The sequence below is a fragment of the bacterium genome (genome assembly GCA_030654305.1).
In the GTDB taxonomy this organism is placed as follows: Bacteria; Krumholzibacteriota; Krumholzibacteriia; order LZORAL124-64-63; family LZORAL124-64-63; genus PNOJ01.
Genome location: JAURXS010000373.1, coordinates 1 through 1,789, shown reverse-complemented (window position 1 = coordinate 1,789; position 1,789 = coordinate 1). Strand labels below are relative to the sequence as shown.

The 1,789-nt window shown below is 71.5% G+C and carries 3 protein-coding genes; all 3 read left to right on the top strand.

The window, feature by feature from the left end; translation table 11 throughout:
- On the top strand, positions 1-318 hold a 318-nt coding region (locus tag Q7W29_10715; protein ID MDO9172292.1), incomplete at its 5' end, for a pyridoxal-phosphate dependent enzyme.
- A 102-nt stretch (positions 319-420) separates the two neighbouring features.
- Complete coding sequence (locus Q7W29_10710; GenBank protein MDO9172291.1) at positions 421-879, top strand: GAF domain-containing protein; 459 nt, start codon at positions 421-423, stop codon at positions 877-879.
- Between the two features lie 13 nt (positions 880-892).
- Positions 893-1,789 (top strand): EamA family transporter (locus Q7W29_10705; GenBank protein ID MDO9172290.1); only part of this gene is annotated, 897 nt, incomplete at its 3' end.

The following is a 1,789-nucleotide window of genomic DNA, read 5'->3' as shown; positions in this document are numbered from 1 at the left end:
GACGTCGCCGCGCCCTGGGAGGGGGCTGCAACGATTGCCGACGGCCTGCGCGTGCCGTCCGCCGTGGGCGATTTCCTGGTGCTGCGCGCCCTGCGCGCCTCCCGCGGCACCGCGATCGCCGTCTCGGACGCCGACGCCCTCGAGGGCTGCTCGCTGCTGGCCTGCGAGGGGATCTTCGCCGCGCCCGAAGGCGGCGCCACGGCCGCCGCCGCCCGCGCGCTGGCGGCCTCGGGGTGGCTGCATCCCGAGGAGACGGTCCTGCTGTTCAACACCGGCAGCGGCCACAAGTACGCGCACCTGTGGCCGGGCGGGGCTTGACAGGGAGCCGTGCCGGTGACCATGATGCAACCTTCGGTGCAGGTTTCGCGTAACTGTTCGCGAATAAACAAGTTATTCGGTCCGCGATCCGGAAGGAAGGCCGTGAGCGATTACGCAGATCTGCTGGCCAAGGCCCGCCCCATCGCCGAGGCGGACCTGCGCTCCGAAGACAAGATGCAGGCGGTCACCGCGCTGCTCGCCGCGAACGTCGAGGGCTTCGACTGCGTCGCTTTCTTCCTGGTCGACCCCGACAACCCGCGACAGCTCCTCATCGGACCGCGCAGCGGCGCCACGCTCTCCCCGACGCACATCGCGATCGGCCAGGGCGTCTGCGGGCAGGTCGCCGAGCACGCCATCACGATCGTCGTGGACGACGTCACGCAGGAATTGAACTACCTGCCCGGCCACCCGGACACGCGCAGCGAGATCGTGCTGCCGGTCTTCCGCTCCGGCCAGGTCGTCGCCGAACTGGACGTCAATTCCTTCCAGCTCGCCCGCTTCGGCCCGGAGGAAAGGCTCTTCCTCGAAGAACTGTGCCTCCTGCTGACCGACCGGATCTGAACCGGAGGCCCGCTTGAACCACCCGCAGCACGACCAGCCGCTCAGCCGCGCGGGTCTCGCCCACCTCGCCGTCGTCTACGTCGTCTGGGGCAGCACCTACCTCGCCATCCGCGTGGCCGTGCGCGAGGGGGCGGGCTTCCCTCCCTTCACCCTGGCCTGCCTGCGCGTCATGGCCGCCGCCGCCATGCTGCTGGGCTGGGCCGCGATCCGCGGCCACCGCCTGCGGCCCACGCGCGCCGAGGCGCTGGTGCTGGCCGGCTCCGGCCTGCTGCTGTGGGTCGGCGGCAACGGGCTGGTGACCTGGGCCGAGCAGCGCGCCGACTCGGGCATCGCGGCGCTGCTGGTGGGGATCATGCCCATCTGGGGCGCGCTGATCGAGGCCGCGCTGGACCGGCGCGCGCCGTCGCCCAAGCTGGTCGCGTCGCTGCTGATCGGCTTCGTCGGCGTGGGACTGCTGTCGTGGCCCCTGCTGCGCCACGGCACCAGCGCCGACGTCTGGGCCGTGATCGGCCTGCTGATCGCGCCGCTCACCTGGGTCGCGGGCTCGATCTGGATGGCGCGCCGCCGGCCGGGCCTGTCGATCCAGGCCGCGTCGGGCTGGCAGCAGCTCTTCGGCGGCTTGGGCTTCCTGGTGGTGATCGTGCTGACCGGCGAGCCGCGCCCGACGCCCACCGGCGAGGCGTGGCTGGCCTGGGCCTACCTGACGGTCTTCGGCTCCATCGTGGCCTTCACCTCGTACGTGACGGTGCTGCGCCTGCTGCCCATGCAGGTGGCCATGACCTACACCTACGCCAACCCGGTCATCGCCGTGCTGCTGGGCCACCTGATCCTCGACGAGCCCATCACCTCCTGGACCCTCGGCGGCGCCGTGCTGGTGATGGCGGGGATCGCGGGGGTCTTCAACAACCGG